Here is an 18,655-nt window from a genome sequence, read left to right on the forward strand (position 1 = left end):
CGCCGCCGCACACGATCGAAAGGCCGCCGAGATGCCCGCCACCACCGCAGTCCGCTCCGCCGTCACCGCGGTCCCCGCCGCCGCCAACGCCGCCGCGCTCGCCCACTTCGCCGCCCGCCTGGCGTTCGAGACCGATGTGGCCGACGTGGCCGCCGACCTGACTTCGGGGGCCCCGGGGGTCGTCGTGGTCGACTCGCGCAGCCTGGCCGGCTGGGAGCAGGGCCACATCGAGGGCGCGGTACACCTGCCCACCGCCGAGATCGCCGCCCGCGCCGCCGAGGTGATCCCCGCGGGTGCGACCGTGGTGACCTACTGCTGGGGTCCCGGCTGCAACGGCGCCACCCGCGCCGCCCTGGAGTTCGCCAAGCTCGGCTACCCGGTCAAGGAGATGCTCGGCGGTTTCGAATACTGGGCGAGGGAGGGCTTCCCGGTGGAGACCGCCGACGGCGTCTCCCGCGGCGGGGTGGACCCGCTGACCGCTCCGGTCTCCGGCATCTCCTGCTCCTGCTGACCGGTTTCCCTCGGATTTCCCGGATTTCCCGGCCCGAGGCGTACGCCCTGGCGAGATCTGCCCCGCACCCGGCTCCAGCTCCGGAAACGCGCTCGGGCAGGGTTGGCGCGCGAATGATCACAACCGGAAGTACGCGTACAAACTGACCGAAATTTCTGACATAGCGGTTATCTTCCAGCGATCAACGGTGCAAAATGATCGTGCCCGACGCCACTCGATCAGCGGGTGGCGACCGACGATGGGACGAGTGAGTGCTCAAGTCCACAAAGACGATCATTCTTGCCGCGGCACTGGCCACCGGTGGAATCATGGCGAACCCGGCGTACGCCGCAGCGGCCTCCTACACCCCCGAAGGCATCTGCGGTGCCGGATTCGCCCGGGTGGACGGCGGCGTTCAGCCGGTCAAGACCTCCTCCGGCAGCGTGTACGGCCATGTCTACCTGCTCTACAACAGCAGCACCGGATACAACTGCGTGACCACCATCAAGACGAGCTTCGTGGGGCTCCCCACTCACGTCTCGGCTTGGGTGCAGGTGAAGCGCCCCAAGACGAAGCCGGTGGATGACTCCGGGAGCTTCAAGTACTACGCGGGTCCGGCGAAGATCTACGGCAAGGGTCTCTGCGTGAAGTTCTGGGGAAGCATCAAGCCCAGCGGCCATGACCCGAAAGTCGCGACCGGCGGGCGGAACACCTGGGGCAACTGCGACTAGCGCGCCTCTTACGAGGGTGTGACCCGGGCCGCTCGGCCCGGGTCATCCGTCTGCTGTTCGACCCGCCCCGGCCGTCCGCGGTCGCGAACGCGACGCCGCGGGCGCCTCCGGCGGCGAAGGGACAGCCGGTCAGTAGGAGGTGGTGCGGTAGCGGGCGCGGAACTCGGCGAGGAGTTCGTCGGTCACCTCGGCACCCGCGGCCACGGCGGCGTGCACCTCGCGGAAATACCCCTCGTATCCCGAGGGAGTGTAGAGGCACAGGGCGCGCACGGTCTCCGCGCTCGCGTTGCGGAACCCGTGCGGTGTCCCGCGCACCGCGGACAGCAGGTTCCCGGGGCCCACCGTCACCTCCCCGTCCCCGTTGTGCAGGGTCAGCTCGCCTTCCAGGACGTAGAAATATTCGTCGTGCCCTTCGTGCACGTGCGGCCGGGCCCCCATGACGCCCGCCGCCAAAGTGAACTCCTCGAACGCGAAGCGCCCGCCGGTGTGCTCGCCGGTCAGCCGGAAGAAGTGCTCCACCCCCGCGACATCGATCAGTTCGCCCTCCTCGGGACGGCGCAGCAGCGGACGTGGGCCAGGCATCGCTTTCTCGATCATCCCCGCATTCTGGCAGAGCGGCTCCGCCCATGATCCGAATCTCGCTCACCACGCTACGCGAGGAAACCGCCAGATCAACACCGCGAGGGCCGCGCTTCCCCACCGTCCCGGCGTACCCACCCGGTTACGGCGTTCCTTTTCACCGAGAAGGTGCTGGTGACCAAGGTCCGGCAGCGGTCTCGTCACGAAGGCGCTTCTCGCAAGCGACGGCTTCGCCGCGGGTGACCCCAAGATTCGCGGTCAGGTGGCAGGAGTGACGGGCAGCAGGTTCCGCTCGGCGAAGACCTTCTTGGCGACGAAGGTCGCGTTGAGCGCCCGCGGCATTCCGCAGTAGACGGCCGAGTGCAGCAGGGCTTCGACGATCTCGGCGGGAGTGAGACCGACGTTGAGCGCGGCGTTGACGTGCACCTCCAGCTGAGGCTCGCAGCCGCCCAGCGCGGTGAGCATGCCGAGGGTGACGAGCTGCCGATCCCGGGGCGGCAGGCCGGGGCGGGCGTAGATGTCGCCGAACGCCCAGGAGACGACCTGGTGGCCGAGCTCGGGTGAGACGTCGGAGAGCGCGTCGACGACCCTCTGACCGGCCTCGCCGTCGATCTCCCGCAGCACCTTCAGGCCGTGCTCGTATCGTTCCTCGCGGGTCATGATTCTCCCAGTGGCTTCTCATCGTGAGCGATCCTGTGGTTCGGCGTACGGCCACCGGCCCGCGCCGACGAATGCGCCGGGCTTGGTGCTCGAGGTTCCGGCCGGAGCCGGTAGCGGCTGTGCGCCGGCCACGGCTCAAACGGTAAGAGTTAGAGCGCGCTCCAACGCAAACCGGAAACCGCTCCGCCGTACTCCGGGCAGACCGTGGACCGGACGCCATCATGTCTAGTGAGGGGACTGCCGGGTTTACCCGGCAGGGGAATCACTTCCCTGTTATGGTTTCTTTGCTTGAAACGGTCAGGGCTTGGCCGTCGCCTACCTCAGCCGAGGGAAGCGAGAAGCCGCTCTCTTCAGGAAGCGGAGGAGTCACCACGTTCACACGACAACCGCTCGCGGAAAACCGAAGCGGGGAACCGGCCTTTCGCCGATTCCCCGCCATGAACGTCCTGACCGCTGCTTCAATCTGCGCGGCGCCTGCCCTACTGGGGCAGCGCACTTATTTGGAGACTGCGGTATCCGGCATCACCGAATGGCCCCCGCTGCGCAATGCGAGTGCGGTGCGGGCGTCAGCGGGGAAGTAAGCCTCGATCGCGATCTCTTCGAGCGTGACGTCGAAAGCGGCACCGAACGTCGTGATCGTATTGATGAAGCTCAACTCCACCCCTCGATGCCGGATCCGGATGGGCATCGCGATGTCAACGGGATCCGGCGGCTGCATCTGGTCGGGAGCACCATAGGAGACGAGTTCCGAGTAGAGGTCGCTCAACTGCGGATCCCCGGTCTGTTGCACCTGTCGTGCCAGGCGTGGCAGCAGGAATCCGCGAACCTGCCCCAGGTTGAGCAGGCGGGACGCGAACCCGGCGGGATGCAAGCCCAGCCGCATCATGTTGACCGGCGGTTCTAGCAGGGCAGGTGCGACACCGTCCAAGAACACATCGGCGGCGGAGTTGGCAAGTACCAAGTTCCAACGGCGATCCACCACCAGCGCGGGATTCGGCTCATGCCCCCGCAAGATCTGATGAAGGGCTTCGCGCGCCGCTGTCAGATCCGGGTCGTCCAGCGGACGCTCTTGGTAGACAGGCGCGTATCCCGCGGCGACCAGGAGCCGGTTTCGGTCGCGCAGCGGAACTTGCAGGTGTTCGGCCAGACGCAGGACCATCGGACGGCTGGGAACCGTGCGGCCGGTCTCGACGAAGCTGACGTGGCGGCTGGAGACCTCCGCCTGGATGGCCAGATCGAGCTGGCTCAGCTGCCGACGACGGCGCCACTCACGCAGGAGTTCACCAACAGGCCGATCTTGTGACATGGGCTCGGTTCTATCGTGACCTCGCACCCATCGCCATTACAAGGGATGTAATCGACGACGCGATACCGGCGCCGCCACCGTTATCCGCATGCCAGAAACCACTGAGACGGAACGCAACAGGAAGCTCGTGCTCGAGGGCTTCGCGGAGTTCGCCAGAGGCAACATCGAAATCCTTCGCACTCTGCTGGCGGAGGATTTCGTCGAACACAGCCCGGGCAACCCCTCCGGCCGAGACGCGTTCGTCGATTTCATCGCGCACGCTCCGGTGGCGGGCGCCCGACTGGAGCTCAAGCGCGCCATTGCCGACGAACAGTACGTGGTCATGCACTACCTCATGACCGCGCCGGAGGAAAAACGCGGCACCGCGGTCGTCGATATCTGGCGGCTGGAGGATGGACTGATCGTCGAGCACTGGGATGTCGTCCAGCCTGTGCCAGAGCCCGCGGAAGTCCCCAACGGGATGTTCTGAGCGCCGGCCCGGCGCGTACCTTCCTTAAACGCTCCGGCGGGGTGCCGGATCTCTCCGGCACCCCGCCTGAACAGGTCGTTCACGCCTGACGACGCTCCGAATCAGCTGCAGCCGCTGGTGGAGCCGCAGCCCTCGCAGACGTAGCAGCTACCGGCGGGACGCATCTTGGTACCGCAGGTCATGCAGAGCGGTGCGTCGGCCGTGCGGCCTTGGTGGGACTCCAGAGAGCCGACCCGCTGAGGCTCGGCCACGACCACCGGCTCCGTGCGGGGCTGGGGCTGCTCGATCGGTGCCGAGGTGGCCAGCTCGGCGATGACCTCGTCGGTGGGGATCGGAGCCGGGTCCTCACCCCGCTGCTGGGCGGCGCGCTCGGAGGCCGAGAAGATGCCGAGGGCGGCCCGCTCCTCGTAGGGCAGGTGGTCCAGGGCCAGGCGGCGGAAGATGTAGTCCATCACCGAGGCGGCCATGCGGATGTCCGGGTCGTCGGTCATGCCCGCCGGGTCGAAGCGCATGTTGACGAACTTGCTCACGTAGGTCTCCAGGGGCACGCCGTACTGCAGGCCGATGGAGATGGCCACGGAGAAGGCGTCCATGACGCCCGCGAGGGTCGAACCCTGCTTGGACATCTTCAGGAAGACCTCGCCGAGACCGTCGTCGGGGTAGGACGAGGCGGTCATGTAGCCCTTGGCGCCACCCACGGTGAAGCGTGTGGTGGTGCTGGGACGCTGGTTCGGCATCCGGCGGCGAGTCGGGCGGCTGATCTCCACGACCTGGACCTCGGGCTCCGCGGGCGCGGGCTTTTCCTCCGTCTTCTGACCGGCGGCGGAGAGCGGCTGGCCGACCTTGCAGTTGTCCCGGTAGACGGCCAGGGCCTTCAGGCCGAGCTTCCAGCCCTCCATGTAGACCTGCTCGATGTCCTCGATCGTCGCGGACTCGGGCAGGTTGACCGTCTTGGAGATGGCGCCGGATAGGAACGGCTGGACGGCGGCCATCATGCGCACGTGGCCCATGGGCGCGATCGCCCGCTCGCCCATGGCGCAGTCGAACACCTCGTAGTGCTCGGGCTTGAGGCCGGGGGCGTCCACGACGTGGCCGTTGGCCGCGATGTATTCGACGATGGCCTCGATCTGCTCTTCCTGGTAGCCCAGCTGCCGCAGCGCGCGCGGGATCGTCTGGTTGACGATCTGCATGGAGCCGCCGCCGACGAGCTTCTTGAACTTGACCAGGGCGAGGTCGGGCTCGATACCGGTGGTGTCGCAGTCCATCATCAGGCCGATGGTGCCGGTGGGCGCGAGCAGCGAGGCCTGGGCGTTGCGGTAGCCGTTCTTCTCACCGAGCTTGAGGCACTCCGCCCACTGCTTGGAGGCCTCGGCGTGGATCGCCCGGTCCATCGCCTCCAGCGTGCGCAGGCCGCCGTCCGCGTCCGCGTGCTTGTGCATGACACGCTTGTGCGCGTCGGCGTTGCGGGCGTAGCCGTCGTACGGCCCGACGACCCCGGCCAGTTCGGCGCTGCGACGGTAGGAGACGCCGGTCATCAGGGAGGTGATGGCGCCGGCGATGGCCCGGCCCCCCTCGGAGTCGTAGGCGTGGCCGGTGGCCATGAGCAGCGCGCCGAGGTTGGCGTAGCCGATGCCGAGCTGGCGGTAGGCCCGGGTGGTCTCGTCGATCTTCTGGGTCGGGAAGTCGGCGAAGGTGATGGAGACGTCCATCGCGGTGATGATCAGCTCGGTGATCTTCACGAAGTTCGCGATGTCGAACGAGTCGTCGTCCTTCAGGAACTTCAGCAGGTTGATGCTGGCCAGGTTGCAGGAGGAGTTGTCCAGGTGCAGATACTCCGAGCACGGGTTGCTCGCGGTGATGCGGCCGGTCTCCGGGCTGGTGTGCCAGTCGTTGATCGTGTCGTCGTACTGGAGACCGGGGTCGGCGCACTCCCAGGCGGCCTTGGCCATCTTGCGGAACAGGTCTTTGGCGTCGACCTTGTCGATGACCTCGCCGGTGAGGCGGGCGCGCAGGCCGAACTCGCCACCGGCCTCCACCGCGCGCATGAACTCGTCGGAGACGCGCACGGAGTTGTTGGCGTTCTGGTACTGGACGGAGACGATGTCCTTGCCGCCCAGGTCCATGTCGAACCCGGCGTCGCGCAGCGCGCGGATCTTGTCTTCCTCACGCGCCTTGGTCTCGATGAACTCCTCGATGTCGGGGTGGTCCACGTCCAGGACGACCATCTTGGCGGCCCGGCGCGTGGCGCCGCCGGACTTGATGGTGCCCGCAGAGGCGTCCGCACCGCGCATGAAGGAGACCGGGCCGCTGGCCGTACCGCCGCTGGAGAGCAGTTCCTTCGACGAGCGGATCCGGGAGAGGTTCACACCGGAACCCGAACCACCCTTGAAGATCACACCCTCTTCCTTGTACCAGTCGAGGATCGACTCCATGGTGTCGTCGACGGCAAGGATGAAACAGGCGCTGACCTGCTGCGGCGAGGCGGTGCCCACGTTGAACCAGACCGGCGAGTTGAAGCTGAAGACCTGGTTGACCAGAGCGTGCTTGAGCTCGTGGTCGAAGATCTCGGCGTCCTCCTCGGTGGCGAAGTAACCGTGCTCGATCGCCGTCTTGGTGTAGACGCCCACCACGCGGTCGACGAGCTGCTTGAGGCTCCATTCGCGCTGCGGGGTGCCCACCGCGCCGCGGAAGTATTTGGTGGTCACGATGTTGGCGGCGTTGACCGACCAGGACTCGGGGAACTCCACGCCTCGCTGCTCGAAGTTGATCGAGCCGTCTCGCCAGTTGGTCATGACGACGTCACGGCGCTCCCAGGCCACCTCGTCATAGGGGTGCACCCCTGGAGTGGTGAAGATGCGCTTCATCTTCAGCCCCCTACGCGGCCGCTTCCCCCCACGCATGGCCGTGCCACCGACCGTCTCCGTCATGACTTCCCCCTTCCGGGACTCCGCAGAGCCCTCGACTCGGACCACATCAACGCGCCGCCATGTCCCCCGGCGCCCGGGGCTTGAATTTCAGTCCTGCTTGGTGGAGCGATCCGTCCGCAACTTCTCGATCTCGGCCTCGAAGTCGGCCAGGGTCTCGAAGCTTCGGTAAACGGAGGCGAAGCGCAGATAGGCCACTTCGTCCAGCTCGCGGAGCGGGCCCAGGATCGCCAGCCCGACCTCGTGGGCCGCGATCTCGGCGGCCCCGGTCGCCCGGATGCACTCCTCCACCCGCTGGCCCAGCTGGGCCAGAGAGTCTTCGCTGACCGGACGTCCCTGGCAAGCCCGCCGCACTCCGGCGATCACCTTGTCCCTGAAGAACGGCTCGGTCACCCCGCTGCGCTTGCTGACCATGAGCAGCACGTTTTCCTGCGTGGTGAACCTGCGTCCGCATTCCGGGCACGTGCGCCTGCGGCGGATGGCCCCACCGTCGTCGGTGGACCGGCTGTCGATGACTCGCGTGTCAGGATGACGACAGAACGGACAGTGCACGCGCGTCGCCTCCTTGACCTGCCGAGCGGCCCACCTTCCTCATGCACCCCACAGCACCCGTGTCCGGACGCTTGCGCCCACCTCTCGAATGGTCGAGATGCGGTAATGGAAACACAATCTATGGTGAAGTGCACTGGGTTGAGCCACTAGATGTTGTGGTCCAACGGTAGGAGGGTCGGCCCATGAACGCAAGTTAAAGAGACCCCGCGAGCCGAAGTCGCTGATCAGCGCATCACACCGGCGTGTCGCCCCTCCGGCGCCCCTCTCAACGCGCGAAACCGTCGGGCAGATACAGCCGGGTTCCGGGCTGGATCACGGAGTCGGGCAACCCGTTGAGGTCCATGATCCGGCGGATCGTCGGGGCGGGGTCGCCCTCCACCGTCACCGCGTCCGCGATCTCCCACAGCGTGTCGCCGCGGTGGACCACGACCCAGGGCAGGCCCTCATGGCTTCTCCGCTCGATCGCCGAGGCCGCGTCGATGCGGGCGCCGACCCAGAGCACCCCCAGGGTGATCACGGTGAGTGCCGATATCACCACGATCCTTCCCCTCCTGGTGAGCTGGAGCGGCGCACCAGGGTATCGGACGTCTCCCACTGCCCCGGACCGCCGAGTGGACCTCCGCCCGGGTCGCCGCACCGTCGCGGTCGCGGCCGTCGCGGCCTTCGTGATCGTGGTCGTCGTGGTCGTCTTCATGATGGCCCCCCACCCCTTCGACCTGGCCGAACATATGTCGAAGAAAGATCGGCGAATCGAACACGATGTCGATCGAACTCCCGTACGATGTTGTACACCACACTGTCGTTGATTTCGAGAACGACTCGAACAATTGTTTGAATATGATCTTCAACGAGGGTACGGTCGCTGTGTGCGACACAAGCAATACAGACCGGGAGGCAAGGAGATCGTATGAGCGAGCATGACGAGAACGGCTCAGCCGTCAACGACCTGGCAGTGCGCAGGCGCGACTCGCTCGGCCTCACCCCCAGGCAGCGGAAGATCCTTGAGGTCATCCGCGACTCGGTGCAGCAGCGCGGCTACCCGCCGTCCATGCGGGAGATCGGCGAGGCGGTGCAACTCACCAGCACCTCCAGCGTGTCGCACCAGCTGACGGCGTTGCAGCGCAAGGGCTATCTGCGCCGCGACCCGCATCGTCCCCGTGCGCTTGAGGTGCGGCTGCCCGGCGAGCCGGTGCTGTGGGTGGATCCCGACTCCCGCGACGACGACGCTCCGGTCAGCCGTCCGACCGCGGCCTACGTGCCGCTCGTCGGCCGGATCGCCGCCGGTGGCCCGATCCTCGCCGAGGAGAGCATCGAAGACGTCTTCGCCCTGCCCAAGCAGCTCGTCGGCGAAGGCACGCTCTTCCTGCTCCAGGTGACCGGTGACTCGATGATCGACGCCGCCATCGCCGACGGCGACTGGGTGGTCGTCCGCCAGCAGCCGGTGGCCGACAACGGCGACGTGGTCGCCGCGATGATCGACGGCGAGGCCACCGTCAAGACCTTCAAGCGCAAGGACGGCCACGTCTGGCTGGTTCCGCACAACCCGAACTACGACCCGATCCCCGGTGACGAGGCCACCGTCCTGGGCAAGGTCGTGGCGGTTCTGCGCAAGCTCTGAGAAGACGGCGCCCGGCAGGCATCCAGACCGGCCCCTGCCCGGCCCACAAGGCCACAGCCATACGGCGAGACTTCGTCGCGGATTTTCGAGTGTGGAGACCCCGGGTTTCAACCGTGAGCCCGGGGTTTCGGCTGTTGGGGCGGCATCCTCCCGCCGCCCCGATCCGATCGGCTCGCCAGTCCGCACTCAAGAACCGGGCACTATCGCGAACTTCATCCATAAGCCCGCATACTCTCTCTCCTCATCCCCGCTCCCTTGAGATCCAGGGAACACCATCCAGGATGAAGATCCGCAGAGCATGCGCCGGCCGGGTCAGCGGCTCGTCGACTCTCTGATCACCAGGCGGGTGGGCACCCTGAGGGAGCCGGGCTCGATGCCGCTCAGCACGTCGATGAGCGCGGCGGCGGCCACCGCCCCACGTCTCTCGGCTTCGAGGCTGAGCACGGTCAGCGGCACGTCCCAGTGCTTGTCCTCGACCGTCTCGCACATGATCGTGACCAGCAGGTCGTCAGGGATGGCGAGGCCGAGCTTGCGCGCCGCGCCCAGCAGCGCTTCGCCGTACGTCTCGTTGAGACCGTGCACGGCGTCGGGACGGTCGGGCCGGGACAGCAGCCGCTCGGCGGCGGCGGCCGGTGGCTCGCCCGGCTGCAGCGCCTCAATGATCACGGGGTTGCCGTGCGCGTGCGACCAGGCGATGTAGGCCCTCTCGGTGTCGAGCGTGTAGGAGTCGGGCTCGGTGCCGGTCAGCAGCGCGATGCGGGAGGCGCCCGCGTCGCGCAGATGGCCGAGCAGCGCCTGGAGGGTGTCGTCGGAGTCGCTCTCGATGACGGGCACGTCGCGGAACCCCGGATCCAGTGGCGTGCCGTCCGCCACCACCGGCTTGCCGCGCTTCCTGCACTCCGACATGAACGGGTCGCCGTGTGCCGGATCCACGATGATCACCCCGTCGAGGGGGACCTTGCCCCAGAGGTCGGCGGGCAGCACCACGACCGCGTGGTCGCGTTCGACCGCGAGCATGGTCGCGCCCGAGGCGAAGGCGGCGTAGTAGGGCCGGTAGGTGTGCTCCCAGTGGCGCGAGCGGATGTGCTCGACCAGGATGCCGATCACCCCGACGCGGCCCGACGCCAGCCCGGCCGCGATCGGGTCAGGCTGGTAGCCGAGCCGTTCGGCCGCCGCTCGCACGATCTCCCGGGTGCGCTCCGAAACCCTGCCCTTGCCGCTCAAAGCATGGGAGACCGTCGTGATCGACAGGCCAGTCACGCGGGCGACGTCGCGGATGCCGGCTCGATTGGTCACTCGCGCATCCTCACAGATGAGAAAACGTTTTGGCAAACCCTCTTGACGATGCCAAAACGCTTTTGCAATGGTGCAGATCCCCTACCAGGAGATGCGTCATGGTCACCATCCGTTCCACCGCCGTTGCCGCAGGGCTGCTGTCGCTGCTGCTCACCGCCGGCTGCGGCGGCTCCTCCACCTCGGCCAACACGACCGAGGCCAGCGGCGACTCGTACGGCAACTGCAAGGTCACCGGCAAGCGCGGCGAGTTCACGATCAAACCCGTCACCGCCGACACGCTCAGCGTCCAGGGCGACCTGCCCTCTCCCGGCTGGTGGAACGGTGACACGGTCGCCGCCATCAAGGACGGCTACGAGTACTGCATGGCGGCCAACATCGCCTACCGCGCGGGCCTGTCCAAGCTGGCCATCGAGAACACACCGTTCGACGCGCTCGTCTCGGGGCGGACGAAGAATTTCGACATGGCCCTGGCCGAGATCTCCATCACCGACGAGCGCAAGAAGGTCGTGAACTTCTCGGCGCCCTACTTCTCCTCCAACATCGGCGTGATGGTGAAGAAGGGCACGAGCGTCACCAAGGACAACATCCGCACCCTGCGACTCGGCGTGAAGCAGGGCACCGCGGGCGCGCTGTGGGTGGCCAACACGCTCAAGCCCGAGCAGCAGCCCAAGGTGTTCGCCAACGACCCGGAGATGAGCGCCGCGCTCCAGGCCGGCCAGATCGACGCCGCGCTGCAGGACGTCGCCATCATGCTCGGCTCGGCCGTCAAGTCGAACGGCCTGCTCGAAGTCGTCGGGCAGTACGAAACCGGCGAGTCGTACGGTGCGCTCTACCCGAAGGGCTCGGAGAACGCCGAGACGATCAACAAGATCATTGAGCAGATGAAGACGGACGGGACGCTCGACAAGCTGTCGGCCGACTACCTGTCCAAGGCGTTCGGCGGCGACCCCGCCAGGATCCCGCTCTGGCAGGCGTCGTGACGACGGCTGACCAGGCGACGGGCCCGGCGGTGGCCACCGTCGCCGGGGCCCGGGGAGCGACCGCCCAGCCCGCACCGACGCCGAACCGCGGCCTCGCGATCCTCGGCCTGGCCGCCGCCACGGTCGCGACCGTCGCCACCTGGCTCGTTGCGGCGTCCGTCTTCGAGGCCGCGGCCCCCGGCATGTGGCGCTGGGTCTTCGGCGCCGTCGCCCTCGCCGGCGCGGCAGCCGTACTCCTGGTCTATCGGCCCGCCCTGGAGGCGTGGCGGTGCTCCAGCAGGTGCGCCTCGTGCGCCGACATCGTGGAAAAGCGCGGCCTGTCCGCGCGGGTGCGGGAGTCCGCCTGGACCGCGGCCGGTACGGCCTTCGCCGTGCTGTGCGCCCTCACGCTGATCGTCTTCGTGCTGGCCAACGACGCTGCGGTGCAGCGCACGTTCTTCCAGGGCGAGCTGATCGGCACCAGCACGGTCGACATCATCAGGGCGTTCGGCACCAACCTGTTCATCGCCGTCGTCGCCCAGGTCCTCGTCCTCGCCTGGGGTCTGATCCTTGCCCTCGCCCGGCTGGCCCCCGGCCGGGTGGGCCGCCCGATCCGGGCCCTGGCCGTCGTCTACATCGACGTCATCCGTGCCGTGCCCGCGATCATCGTGATCTACCTGATCGGTTTCGGCCTGCCGATCGCGCAGATCCCGATCCTGTCCGGGCTGAGCCAGACGTGGTACGCGATCCTCGCGCTGACCGTCGTCTACGGCGCCTACGTCGCCGAGGTGTTCCGGTCCGGCATCGAGAGCGTGCACCCGAGTCAGGTCGCCGCCTCGCGTTCGCTCGGTTTCTCCCACCTCGCCACGATGCGCCATGTCGTCGTGCCGCAGGCGACCAAGCGGGTCATCCCACCGCTGCTCAACGACTTCATCGGGCTGCAGAAGGACACCGCGCTGGTCAACGTGATCGGCACGATCGACGCGTTCAACCAGGCGAAGATCTTCTCCGCGAACCACTTCAACCTGTCGTCGGTCACCGTCGTCGCGGGACTGTTCATCCTGATCACGATTCCGCAGGCGCGGTTGGTCGACCGGCTGATCGCCCGCGACAAGGCCAGGGGGGCGTGATGGCATTCCTTGAGATCGAGGGGCTGCGCAAGAGCTACGGCGAGCACGAGGTGCTGCGGGGCATCGACCTGAAGGTCGAGCAGCACGAGGTGATCTGCCTGATCGGCGCCTCGGGCAGCGGCAAGTCCACGCTGCTGCGCTGCGTCAACGCGCTCGAACCGATCGACGGCGGGCAGGTCAGGCTCGACGGCGAGGTCGTCTCCGGCGCGGGCGTCGACGTGAACCTGCTCCGCCGCGACGTCGGCATGGTCTTCCAGAGCTACAACCTGTTCCCGCACATGAGCGTGCTCGACAACGTCACGCTCGCGCCGATCAGGCTCGGCGGCCTGTCCCGCGAGCGGGCCGCCCAGAAGGCGATGATCCTGCTCGAACGGGTCGGCCTGGCCGACAAGGCCGCATCCTTCCCCGATCGGCTTTCCGGAGGCCAGCAGCAGCGGGTCGCGATCGTCCGCACGCTCGCCATGGAACCCCGCGTGCTCCTGCTCGACGAGATCACCGCGGCGCTCGACCCCGAACTGGTCGCCGAGGTGCTCGGCATCGTCAGGGAACTCGCCTCCGAAGGACTGACCATGCTTCTCGCCACCCACGAGATGGGTTTCGCCCGCGAGGTGGCGGACAAGGTCTGCTTCCTCCACCAGGGCAGCCTGCTGGAGCAGGGCCCACCTGAAAAGATCTTCACTGACCCCGCAGAGGAGCGCACACGTATGTTCCTGAAATCGATCATCGCGGCAGGCCGGCTGTGATCCTGATCGTTCAGCACGAGGACGGCACCGGGCCGGACCTGATCGGTTCCCGGATCGAGGCGGCGGGCGTCCCGTTCGACCTGCGCTGCCCGTTCAAGGGCGACGAGCTTCCCGCGACCCTCGACGGCTACGACGGGCTGCTCGTGCTCGGCGGCACTCCCGGCGCCTACGACGCTCACGTGGCCTCCTGGCTGCCGCACGTCCAGGAACTGCTGCGCGAAGCCGTACGGACCGAGCTTCCCACCTTCGGTGTCTGCCTCGGCGGGCAGCTCCTCGCGGCCGCGTGCGGCGGAGCCGTGCGGGTCGCGGAGCGCCACCAGGTCGGGCTGTACGGCCTGCGCGCCTATCCGGCCGCGGCCGACGATCCGCTCTTCGCCGGGTTCCCCGGCTCCGCGCGGGCCGTCCAGTGGCACTGGGACGAGATCTCCGTGCTTCCTCCGGGCGCGGTGCCGCTGCTCTGGGACGCGGATTTCCCCAACCAGGCATTCCGCCTGGGGGCCGTGGCCTGGGGCGTGCAGTTCCATCCCGAGGTGCTGCTCGACTCGGCCCGCGCGTGGGCGAAGGACGACTCCGAGCGGCTCGGCGTCGACGTGCCCGAGATGCTCAGGCAGATCGAGCAGGCGGAACCGGCCCTTCGGGAGCTGTGGGGAGGCGTCGCCGACCGCTGGATCGCCATCGTCGCCGACGGAGGGCGGCACGCCTGACCCGGCGGTGACGCGCCCGACGCCATGCCCGGCCGAGCACAACCAGGCCGGGCCCGGCCGAGCGCAACCGGGTCCGACCGGGAGCCGACCTCCCGGGCCCGGCCACCCTGTCATCCTCACCGCGTCGTGCCGCGCTGCGCGAGATATCGCATGTATTCCTGGCGGTTGAGCGGGTTGCCGTCCGACCGTTCACGCGCGGGAGCCGACTCGCCGGCCGGCCGTTCTCCCGACGGCCGGGACCACCAGACTCCTTCGCCACGCGTCAGCCCGGCAGGTGCCGCTCGATCTTCGACACATTGACTTCCTCCCCTCCCCGAAAGGAGGAGATTCCAACCGTCGCCGGTTGGTGTTCCTGCTTCACCGCCGGTTGCCCGCCCGGATGTCTCCGTTGAGGTCTTACACCGGCTCCACAGGCGTTTTATCTCTCCGCCAGCCCGGCGGCGAGAATGTTCCTTGCGGCGTTCACATCCCGGTCGTGGGTCGCACCGCAGGCGCATTCCCACCCCCGAACGTTCAGCGGCATCGCCTCCTGCACGGTGCCGCACGCCGAGCACAGCTTGGACGAGGGAAACCACCGGTCCACGACCAGCAGTTCCCGGCCGTACCAGGCCGTCTTGTACTCCAGCATTGTCCGCAACTCCCGCCAGGACGCGTCGGCGATGGCGCGGGCAAGCCGCCCGTTCTTCATCATGTTGCGGACAGTGAGGTCCTCGATCACGACCGTTTGGTTCTCACGGACGAGCCGAGTGGTGAGCTTGTGCAGGTGGTCCCGGCGCCGGTCGGTGATCCGCGCGTGGACGCGGGCGACCCTCAGCCGAGCTCTGGCCCGATTGTTCGATCCCTTGGCCTTGCGCGACAGCGCCCGCTGCGCCTTGGCCAGCCTGCGCCGGTTCACCCGCTCGTGGCGGGGGTTGGCGATCTTCTCCCTGGTGGACAGCGTGAGCAGTGTGGTGATCCCTGCATCTACGCCGACCGCGCTGGTCACGGGAGGCAGAGGGCGGATCTTTTCCTCTACGAGGATGGATACGAACCACCGGCCTGCCGCGTCCTTCGACACGGTCACCGTGGATGGTTCCGCACCCTCGGGCAGGGGCCGGGACCACACGATCGCCAACGGGTCACGCATCTTCGCCAGCGTCAACCGACCATCGCGCCAGCGGAACGCCGAGCGGGTGTACTTGGCCGCCGCCCGACATCTCTTACGAGACTTGAACGTCGGGTACTTGGCCCGCTTGGCGAAGAAGTTCGCGAAGGCCATCTGGAGGTGCCGCAGGGCCTGTTGCAGCGGCACCGACGACACCTCATTCAGGAACGCCAGCTCGGAGGTCTTCTTCCATGCCGTGAGCGCCGCCGAGGACTCCACGTACGAGACACGGCGCCCCTGCCGCGTGTAGGCGCGGGTCCGGTCCTCCAGCGCCTTGTTGTAGACCAGGCGGACGCAGCCGAAGGTCCGGGCAAGCTCTTCGGCCTGCTCGGGGGTCGGGTAGAAGCGGTACTTGTATGCCCGCTTCACGATCTGCGCCACGTCTCACAGTATGAAGAAAGATCAGTTAAGAACCGGTCAGCTGTGACAGAGCGGTTCGCCGGGGGGTGAAACGTCTACTCCCGCCCTGCTCCGCAGGGGTTCGATTCCTCCCCCACCCAACGGCGGGGGTCTCCACGGAGGTTTCTGATAAATCTGCCGCCCGCCCTGCGGCGTGTTCCGGCAGTCGTTATCCGGGGCCTGTTCGTGGATCTTCGCCTACGGGGTGACACAAACCGGGAGTGTCATGTCGACGGTGGGGCGCCCGCCGTACGGGCGCCCCGAGGTCGCTAGGGGACGATGTTGACCAGCTTGGGCGCGCGGACGATGACCTTGCGCGGGGTGCCGGACAGGAAGGACTGGACCTTGTCCGAGCCCAGTGCCAGGGCCTCCAGCTCGGCGTCGGAGATCTCCGGGGAGACCTCCAGCCGGTCGCGGACCTTGCCCGCGACCTGGACGACGCAGGTGACGGAGTCCTGGACCAGCAGGGCGGCCTCAGCCACGGGCCATCCGGCCCGGGCGACCGAGGCGGAGTGTCCCAGGCGCTCCCAGCCCTCCTCCGCGGCGTACGGCGCGACCAGCGACAGCATGACCGCCAGGGCCTCGGCGGCCTCGCGGACGGCCGGGTCCGCGGCGCCGGGACCGGAGTCGATCGCCTTGCGGGCCGCGCTCGTCAGCTCCATCATGCGAGCCACCGCGACGTTGAAGCGGTAGGAGTCGACCAGCTTGGTGACCTCGTCGACGGTCCGGTGGACGACCTTGCGCAGCTCCAGATCTCCGGTGGAGAAGTCGACGCCGGGAGCCGAGGCCGCGCCGGCCTCGGCCATGACGCGGAACGCCCTGGCCAGGAACTTCTGCGACGCGGCCGGGGAGACGTCGGCCCAGTCGATGTCGTCCTCCGGCGGGCCGGCGAACACCATCGTCAGCCGGACGGCGTCCACACCGTAGTCGTCGATCTGCTGCCCCAGGTCCACACCGTTGCCCAGCGACTTCGACATCGCCTTGCCCTGGTTGAGCACCTGGCCCTGGTTCAGCAGGCGCATGAAGGGCTCGGTGAAGTCGACCATGCCCATGTCGTGCAGGACCTTGGTGAAGAACCGCGCGTACAGCAGGTGCAGCACCGCGTGCTCGACACCGCCGACGTACTGGTCGATCGGGCCCCACTGCCGGACCTTCTCCACGTCGAACGGGCCGTCCTCGTAGGACGGGTCCACGTAACGCAGGAAGTACCACGACGAGTCGACGAAGGTGTCCATCGTGTCGGTGTCACGCCGGGCGGTGCCGCCGCACTTGGGGCAGGAGACGTTGACCCAGTCTTCGGCCGCGGCCAGCGGGGAGACGCCCTTGGGTGCCAGGGCCTCGCCGCGCAGGTCGGGCAGGGTGACCGGCAGCTGGTCGTCCGGGACGGGGACCTCTCCGCAGTCGACGCAGTGGATGATCGGGATCGGGCAGCCCCAGAAACGCTGGCGGGACAGCAGCCAGTCGCGCAGGCGGAAGTTGACCGCCGCCCTGCCGGTGCCGCGCTCGGCCAGCACCTCGGTGATCTTCCTGATCGCGTCGGTCTTGGACAGGCCGTCCAGCGGGCCGGAGTTGACCAGGGAGCCCTCTCCCGCGGTCGCGACACCGGTCTCACCCGGGTCGGCCAGGCCGGTGTGGACCACGACCCTCACCGGCAGGTCGAACGTGCGGGCGAAGTCCAGGTCGCGCTGGTCGTGGGCGGGGACCGCCATGATGGCGCCGTGGCCGTAGTCGGACAGCACGTAGTCGGCCGCCCAGACCGGCATGCGCTCGCCGTTGACCGGGTTGACGGCGTACCGGCCCAGGAAGACGCCGGTCTTCTCCTTCTCGGTGGACAGGCGGTCGATGTCGGACAGCTTGGCCACCTCGGCCCGGTAGGCCTCGAAGGCCTCGCGCCGGTCGTCCGCGACCAGCTCGTCGGCCAGCGGCGCGTCCGGGGCGACCACGAAGAAGGTCGCGCCGTACAGGGTATCGGGGCGCGTGGTGTAGACGGTGACCGGCTCGTCGCGGCCCTCGATCACGAACTCGACGTCGGCGCCCGTGGACTTGCCGATCCAGTTGCGCTGCATGGTCAGCACGCGCTCCGGCCAGCCGCCTTCCAGCTGGGCCATGTCCTCCAGCAGCCGGTCGGCGTAGTCAGTGATCTTGAAGTACCACTGGGTCAGCTCGCGGCGGACGACCTCGGCGCCGCATCGCTCACACTTGCCGCCGACGACCTGCTCGTTGGCCAGCACGGTCTGGTCGTTGGGGCACCAGTTGACCAGGCCGCCCCTGCGGTAGGCCAGGCCGCGCTCGAAGAAGCGGATGAACAGCCACTGGGTCCACTTGTAGTAGTCGGCGTCGCTGGTGTGCAGGCGGCGGGACCAGTCGAAGGAGACCGCGTAGCGCCTGAAGGAGTTGGCCTGGGTCTCGATGTTGGCGTAGGTCCACTCGGCCGGGTGCGCGTTCCGCTTGATCGCGGCGTTCTCGGCGGGCAGGCCGAAGGAGTCCCAGCCGACCGGGTGCAGCACGTTGTAGCCGCGCTGGAACCAGTAGCGCGCGACGACGTCGCCGATGGCGAACACCTCGCCGTGCCCCATGTGCAGGTCACCGGAGGGGTAGGCGAACATGTCGAGCATGTAGCGCCGCTCACGCGGGTCGGCGGGGTCGTCGGGGGCCCGGAAGGGGTCGAGTTCCTCCCACCGCCGCTGCCACTTGACCTGCAGTGCCTGCGGGTCGTAGTGCTGCTCGTCGCTCTGCATGTCGGCTCGCTCGCTCACGTCAATCTTCCTCGGTATAAGTCCGCGCAGATGAATCTGACCCAACAGAAAAACCCTCCGCTCACGCGAAGGGCAGCCGCATCAGCAGGGGCTCCTAGCCCCGGGAAGGCCGATGCGGCCCGATAAGCAGCAGGGTCGCGGCACGCATAAATCAAGACTATCGCAGTCCGCAAGTCATTTCGTGGCCTGGGGAAA

At 67.8% G+C, this 18,655-nt stretch carries 16 protein-coding genes and 1 pseudogene; 8 read left to right on the plus strand and 9 right to left on the minus strand.

The window, feature by feature from the left end; translation table 11 throughout:
• Positions 1 to 31: 31 nt before the first annotated feature.
• Entirely contained in the window at positions 32 to 511 is a 480-nt protein-coding gene (locus ACFY2X_RS19320; protein WP_389939834.1) for a rhodanese-like domain-containing protein, read from the plus strand.
• Positions 512 to 762: 251 nt separating this feature from the next.
• Complete coding sequence (locus ACFY2X_RS19325) at positions 763 to 1,221, plus strand: hypothetical protein (RefSeq protein ID WP_389939835.1); 459 nt, start codon at positions 763 to 765, stop codon at positions 1,219 to 1,221.
• A 129-nt stretch (positions 1,222 to 1,350) separates the two neighbouring features.
• On the opposite strand, the gene ACFY2X_RS19330 is transcribed toward ACFY2X_RS19325, so the two are convergent.
• The 3 genes from ACFY2X_RS19330 to ACFY2X_RS19340 form a co-directional block, all read right to left on the minus strand.
• Entirely contained in the window at positions 1,351 to 1,818 is a 468-nt protein-coding gene (locus tag ACFY2X_RS19330; protein ID WP_389939836.1) for a cupin domain-containing protein, read from the minus strand.
• 240 nt (positions 1,819 to 2,058) lie between these two features.
• On the minus strand, positions 2,059 to 2,460 hold the full coding sequence (locus tag ACFY2X_RS19335) for a carboxymuconolactone decarboxylase family protein (protein WP_389939837.1): 402 nt from the start codon (positions 2,458 to 2,460) through the stop codon (positions 2,059 to 2,061).
• Positions 2,461 to 2,956: 496 nt separating this feature from the next.
• Complete coding sequence (locus tag ACFY2X_RS19340) at positions 2,957 to 3,766, minus strand: helix-turn-helix domain-containing protein (protein WP_389939838.1); 810 nt, start codon at positions 3,764 to 3,766, stop codon at positions 2,957 to 2,959.
• A gap of 88 nt (positions 3,767 to 3,854) precedes the next feature.
• Here ACFY2X_RS19340 and ACFY2X_RS19345 point away from each other — a divergent pair, with 88 nt between their 5' ends.
• Positions 3,855 to 4,235 (plus strand): nuclear transport factor 2 family protein, encoded by a 381-nt coding sequence (locus tag ACFY2X_RS19345; protein ID WP_389939839.1) that lies wholly within the window; start codon positions 3,855 to 3,857, stop codon positions 4,233 to 4,235.
• A 101-nt stretch (positions 4,236 to 4,336) separates the two neighbouring features.
• On the opposite strand, the gene ACFY2X_RS19350 is transcribed toward ACFY2X_RS19345, so the two are convergent.
• From ACFY2X_RS19350 to ACFY2X_RS19360, 3 genes are all read right to left on the minus strand, one after another.
• Entirely contained in the window at positions 4,337 to 7,162 is a 2,826-nt protein-coding gene (locus ACFY2X_RS19350) for a vitamin B12-dependent ribonucleotide reductase (RefSeq protein WP_389939840.1), read from the minus strand.
• 87 nt (positions 7,163 to 7,249) lie between these two features.
• Positions 7,250 to 7,711: a transcriptional regulator NrdR gene (nrdR, locus tag ACFY2X_RS19355; protein WP_389939841.1), complete on the minus strand. Its 462-nt coding sequence runs from the start codon at positions 7,709 to 7,711 to the stop codon at positions 7,250 to 7,252.
• Positions 7,712 to 7,976: 265 nt separating this feature from the next.
• Complete coding sequence (locus ACFY2X_RS19360) at positions 7,977 to 8,249, minus strand: LysM peptidoglycan-binding domain-containing protein (protein WP_389939842.1); 273 nt, start codon at positions 8,247 to 8,249, stop codon at positions 7,977 to 7,979.
• A 369-nt stretch (positions 8,250 to 8,618) separates the two neighbouring features.
• Here ACFY2X_RS19360 and lexA point away from each other — a divergent pair, with 369 nt between their 5' ends.
• A complete protein-coding gene (lexA, locus tag ACFY2X_RS19365) occupies positions 8,619 to 9,329 on the plus strand; it encodes a transcriptional repressor LexA (protein WP_389939843.1) in 711 nt (236 codons plus the stop codon).
• A gap of 312 nt (positions 9,330 to 9,641) precedes the next feature.
• On the opposite strand, the gene ACFY2X_RS19370 is transcribed toward lexA, so the two are convergent.
• Entirely contained in the window at positions 9,642 to 10,625 is a 984-nt protein-coding gene (locus ACFY2X_RS19370; RefSeq protein ID WP_389939844.1) for a LacI family DNA-binding transcriptional regulator, read from the minus strand.
• Between the two features lie 98 nt (positions 10,626 to 10,723).
• Here ACFY2X_RS19370 and ACFY2X_RS19375 point away from each other — a divergent pair, with 98 nt between their 5' ends.
• From ACFY2X_RS19375 to ACFY2X_RS19390, 4 genes are read left to right on the plus strand one after another with little or no spacing between them, the layout of a single operon-like run.
• Positions 10,724 to 11,605 carry an ABC transporter substrate-binding protein gene (locus ACFY2X_RS19375; protein ID WP_389939845.1) on the plus strand — a complete coding sequence of 294 codons (882 nt, stop codon included), beginning with the start codon at positions 10,724 to 10,726 and terminating at the stop codon, positions 11,603 to 11,605.
• Positions 11,602 to 12,714: an amino acid ABC transporter permease gene (locus ACFY2X_RS19380; RefSeq protein ID WP_389939846.1), complete on the plus strand. Its 1,113-nt coding sequence runs from the start codon at positions 11,602 to 11,604 to the stop codon at positions 12,712 to 12,714. The genes ACFY2X_RS19375 and ACFY2X_RS19380 overlap by 4 nt, the downstream gene beginning before the upstream one ends.
• Positions 12,714 to 13,457 (plus strand): amino acid ABC transporter ATP-binding protein, encoded by a 744-nt coding sequence (locus ACFY2X_RS19385; protein WP_389939847.1) that lies wholly within the window; start codon positions 12,714 to 12,716, stop codon positions 13,455 to 13,457. Before ACFY2X_RS19380 ends, ACFY2X_RS19385 begins: the two co-directional genes overlap by 1 nt.
• Positions 13,454 to 14,161, plus strand: coding sequence for a type 1 glutamine amidotransferase (locus ACFY2X_RS19390; protein WP_389939848.1), 708 nt, complete (start codon positions 13,454 to 13,456; stop codon positions 14,159 to 14,161). The genes ACFY2X_RS19385 and ACFY2X_RS19390 overlap by 4 nt, the downstream gene beginning before the upstream one ends.
• Positions 14,162 to 14,423: 262 nt before the next feature.
• Here the strand turns inward: ACFY2X_RS19390 and ACFY2X_RS19395 are convergent.
• A pseudogene (locus tag ACFY2X_RS19395) lies at positions 14,424 to 15,686 on the minus strand (RNA-guided endonuclease InsQ/TnpB family protein).
• A gap of 287 nt (positions 15,687 to 15,973) precedes the next feature.
• Complete coding sequence (gene leuS, locus ACFY2X_RS19400; protein ID WP_389940009.1) at positions 15,974 to 18,442, minus strand: leucine--tRNA ligase; 2,469 nt, start codon at positions 18,440 to 18,442, stop codon at positions 15,974 to 15,976.
• Positions 18,443 to 18,655 lie beyond the last annotated feature (213 nt).

Source organism: Streptosporangium sp. NPDC000396, assembly GCF_042898655.1.
GTDB lineage: Bacteria > Actinomycetota > Actinomycetes > Streptosporangiales > Streptosporangiaceae > Streptosporangium.